Origin of the sequence: Rhodococcus sp. SB1D (genome assembly GCF_048573875.1) — a bacterium.
GTDB lineage: Bacteria > Actinomycetota > Actinomycetes > Mycobacteriales > Mycobacteriaceae > Rhodococcus_F > Rhodococcus_F qingshengii.
The window spans coordinates 1-3,252 of sequence record NZ_JBMAIQ010000036.1; the positions used below are offsets into that span (position 1 = coordinate 1).

Below are 3,252 nucleotides of genomic sequence, written 5' to 3' on the forward strand. Positions count from 1 at the left end.
ACTCCGGCGGCGTGGGTGTTGCTCACCAGGATTGCCGGCTGCACCCTCGACCCCGGCTTGGTGGCCCCGCCGATCATGGTGTCCCGGTATACGTATCGGGTTCCGGTGATGCGGCCTCGGGCGACCCAACGCTCCCCTCCGCAGGGTTAGGGGCGTGGGCGGGTTTCTCGTTGCCCGGCCCTCGACGGCGCAGCGGGGGACCCTCGGGTGTGAGGACTTGCGGGCAGGGTCCGTGGGTTCTTGTGCGGTGGTTGCCGAGACGCTCACACACTGTGACGTCTTGTGCGAGTACCGAGCAGCAGCGGGTACAGGCCTTGGACGGTGAAGAGTGCGAGAAGTGTGACCGGCTCGGCAATCACCTTTTCCGGCGCGCAGCGTGAACGCACACCGTGCAGAGTTTCGTCCGAACACACTGTCTACGAGTTGTTTTCGGCCTACCAGCTTTTTCGACAGACGGCGAGGTGGCGTGATGGAACGGTACAGGTTCACGTTCGCGGATGGATCGAGCGCCGAAGAGTTCTTCGAGTCGGACAACGAGGCGATCGTGGCGGCGACGGCCGCCAACGGCGGTAGTAGTTGGGGGTTGTATGTCCAGCGCTACGACGATCGCGGGGCGTTGTTGCCTACGAAACTGCCGCCCGGCGGGCACCGCGGCACATGGTGCCCGAAGATCGGCATGCCGAGTCCGGCACTGGCACCGCAGTCGGTGGTTGATCCGGCTTCGACGCCGTGAGGTGTTTACAGGTCGGCGGGCGGGGTAACAGGTGGTCAGAGGACATGAAGGAGTACTCGCATGGATGTCGATGACCTCGATGTGGTGGTGTGGCCCGAATCCGAGGAACGTGAAGCGTGGTGGCGTCAGGTCGTCACGGTCGGCTGCGCGGATGCGGCGTCGGCGCCGATGGCACCGAATCGGAGTGTGCAGGACGCCTCTTCTCGGATTCTGCACGCCGCGTAGATTTCCTGCCAACAAGGTGTCTGCCTGTGGGGGTTGGTAATTCCCGTCCGGAATTTGTCGACGCCGTTGGCGGAGTGAGTTGTGCGTCCTTCCCTGTGGGCGAGGGCGTGCAGGGTCCGTCTGGTCGTTACTGACGAACGATCAGACGGACCCTACCCGGCTCACGTCGCATGGTCTGACGCCGTTCGCGTACTGCTACGAATCTTCAATCATCAATGTGTGAAGGGCTTTTCCGATGAACGTCCTGACTTCGAGGTCGAACTCGTGGCCGGCTGTGCGCAGCGGTTCGATGAGTACTGCCGAGATCAAGGCTCGGATCGAGGCGATGTACGCCGACCGAGGCACTCTCGTTCCGAAAGGCACCGGAACAAAGTCCTGAATATTCGCTGGGGCCGATTGGGGAGATATTCGCTGGGGCCGATTGGGGAGCGGCAGCGGGGCCGTCCGTAGCCGCTTACGGAAATTAGTGGGTCAGGTTTCGGTGGGGAAGCCGTAGCGGCGGCGCATGCGGGCGAGGGCGGCGATGTCGTCGTCGGTGCACGCGGTGGCGGCGATCCATCGGCAGGCCTGCTGGTAGTCGGCGTGCGGGCGGGCCCGGCTCTCACCGGTGATGCCGACGTAGGGGCAGTGTTCTGCGTAGTCGGTGTCGTCGGTCTCGAATTGGGAGAGGTAGGCGGCGAGGACGGCTGCTTCCCGCCGGAATCTATTGAGCACGCAAACCTCCGCCACGGCAATGCGGGGAGGGACCTGCCACGTGGCGCGATGCCGAAGATGGGTGTTCTGGCATCGGTTGAGGTGCTCCACTCGGCCCCGACCTGAGGAAGTGCGTGCATGATCAACAATCGAGATTGACCGTAGCATCATCCGCCCGTGGCTATCAACAAGCTACCGGGCGCCGCGTTCGGGGTTCTGGGGTGTGCAGAAGGATGGCGGCGATGGAACCGGCGACGGAGTGCGGTTTTCGGTTGCGTCTTGCGCGAGCGGGCCGCGGCGTGTGCGGTGTTCACGGTCGGGGTGGCCCGCCGACGTCGGTGGTGAACTGTCGTCGGCGGGCCGTGCGCGCCTGACCCTGGCAGGTGAGGCGGGCAGTCTTTTGCAGACCGCGGGTCCGGGCGATGGTGGCGATGGACTCGCTCCGGGTGCAACCTGTGCGCGGTGTGTGCTGCGCCCGATGATGGTATCCAATCGCAGTTGCTGATTATCCGCGGGACGAAGTGGTCGCAGGGAACCTGGGTGCGGAGTTTTCGGTCAGCGATGTGTGACCAGTGGCGATCGGAGACTCTTTCGCGGGCGATTCGCCGGCTGCTGGTGACGGCAGCCGGCGAATCGGGCGTATCCCGTTGGCTCGCGTTGTGTGGGATGCGCGCGGGCCGTTGCCGGTTGGTGCTTGCCGGGGAAGGCCCTGTTCGGCGACTCGTTGCTTGTGCAGCGTTCCGCCGTCAGGGCGGATTACCCGGTAAGGCGGGTGGTGAAACCGGTGCGGGGTGCGGGATGTGCACGTCACGTTTTGTCGGTGGCCGCGGGGTTTCTCTCTTAGGTGTGGGGTGTGTGTTCGTTGACGATTTGCTGATGCTGCGCGTGCGGTGTGGTGCGTGGACGTCGTCTGTGCGGGGTATGGCCATGGAGAGGGGCAGTTCGGTGGGAATCGAGAAGGAGAGAGGGCCATGAGTGGGCAGGAATCCGGTGCGGCGACGGGTACGCGGGACAAGGACTACAACTTGATCTGGTTCGTCGAAGCGTCGTTGAGTAATGCGTTGCGTATGCAGACCTACATCGATGATGCCGAGCGTGACGGGGACGGTGAAGTGGCCGATCTGTTCCGTAAAGCCCAGAGCGAGAGCCGCAAGGGCGCGGAGATCGGGAAGAAGTTGCTTCTCGACAGGCTCGCCCAGACTGCCGTATGAGTCTGGTTCGCCGTGCGTTGGGGACTGACCCCGCAGGGTTGCCGGAGGGGAGATCGTGATGATCAATGTTGCAGTGCTGGTGCTTGTGTTGTGTATAGCGTTGGCTGTCGTTGCGCGCCTTGACTTTCGCGAGCGTTGATTTGCTGGGCGGTGGCAGTTCGGAATTTCCGGTGTGCGGTGGTGACGGTGGGGTCTTCGGGGATGTGGCACCGCACATGACTCGCGGCTGAACAATGTTTCGCCGGTTGCGGGATGTCTGTCGTATGGTTCGGCGATGAGAGTAGGTGTCGGGTGCGTCATCCGTTGAAAGCGGTGTTGGACTGGCTTCGTAGTGGTTACCCGGAGGGTATTCCGGAGAAGGATCATTTCGCGGTGTTGGCCCTCCTGCGT

Annotated in this window: 7 protein-coding genes; 5 read left to right on the forward strand and 2 right to left on the reverse strand. The window is 63.4% G+C overall.

The genetic code is table 11. The features are described 5' to 3' along the window. Nucleotides 1-263: 263 nt before the first annotated feature. Entirely contained in the window at nucleotides 264-386 is a 123-nt protein-coding gene (locus ACN50D_RS31185; RefSeq protein ID WP_283245773.1) for a hypothetical protein, read from the reverse strand. Between the two features lie 83 nt (nucleotides 387-469). On the opposite strand from ACN50D_RS31185, the gene ACN50D_RS31190 reads away from it, so the two are divergent. The 3 genes from ACN50D_RS31190 to ACN50D_RS31200 all read left to right on the forward strand — a co-directional run bounded on the left by ACN50D_RS31190 (nucleotide 470) and on the right by ACN50D_RS31200 (nucleotide 1,337). Continuing rightward, entirely contained in the window at nucleotides 470-733 is a 264-nt protein-coding gene (locus ACN50D_RS31190; RefSeq protein WP_212634116.1) for a hypothetical protein, read from the forward strand. A gap of 60 nt (nucleotides 734-793) precedes the next feature. Next, a complete protein-coding gene (locus ACN50D_RS31195; protein ID WP_212634117.1) occupies nucleotides 794-958 on the forward strand; it encodes a hypothetical protein in 165 nt (54 codons plus the stop codon). A gap of 235 nt (nucleotides 959-1,193) precedes the next feature. Continuing rightward, nucleotides 1,194-1,337 carry a hypothetical protein gene (locus tag ACN50D_RS31200; protein WP_212634118.1) on the forward strand — a complete coding sequence of 48 codons (144 nt, stop codon included), beginning with the start codon at nucleotides 1,194-1,196 and terminating at the stop codon, nucleotides 1,335-1,337. A gap of 92 nt (nucleotides 1,338-1,429) precedes the next feature. On the opposite strand, the gene ACN50D_RS31205 is transcribed toward ACN50D_RS31200, so the two are convergent. Beyond that, nucleotides 1,430-1,672 carry a hypothetical protein gene (locus tag ACN50D_RS31205; RefSeq protein ID WP_249343308.1) on the reverse strand — a complete coding sequence of 81 codons (243 nt, stop codon included), beginning with the start codon at nucleotides 1,670-1,672 and terminating at the stop codon, nucleotides 1,430-1,432. A gap of 950 nt (nucleotides 1,673-2,622) precedes the next feature. Between ACN50D_RS31205 and ACN50D_RS31210 the strand changes: the two genes are divergently transcribed. Together ACN50D_RS31210 and ACN50D_RS31215 are read left to right on the forward strand one after the other, a co-directional pair. Further along, nucleotides 2,623-2,862 carry a hypothetical protein gene (locus tag ACN50D_RS31210; RefSeq protein WP_212634119.1) on the forward strand — a complete coding sequence of 80 codons (240 nt, stop codon included), beginning with the start codon at nucleotides 2,623-2,625 and terminating at the stop codon, nucleotides 2,860-2,862. 252 nt (nucleotides 2,863-3,114) lie between these two features. Then, nucleotides 3,115-3,252 (forward strand): DUF3349 domain-containing protein (locus tag ACN50D_RS31215; RefSeq protein ID WP_419970256.1); only part of this gene is annotated, 138 nt, incomplete at its 3' end.

What these genes read in the sequence shown, in the direction of transcription:
- ACN50D_RS31210 (WP_212634119.1), top strand. Translation starts at nt 2,623, where the DNA reads ATGAGTGGGCAGGAATCCGGTGCGGCGACGGGTACGCGGGACAAGGAC.
- ACN50D_RS31200 (WP_212634118.1), top strand. Translation starts at nt 1,194, where the DNA reads ATGAACGTCCTGACTTCGAGGTCGAACTCGTGGCCGGCTGTGCGCAGC.
- ACN50D_RS31190 (WP_212634116.1), top strand. Translation starts at nt 470, where the DNA reads ATGGAACGGTACAGGTTCACGTTCGCGGATGGATCGAGCGCCGAAGAG.
- ACN50D_RS31195 (WP_212634117.1), top strand. Translation starts at nt 794, where the DNA reads ATGGATGTCGATGACCTCGATGTGGTGGTGTGGCCCGAATCCGAGGAA.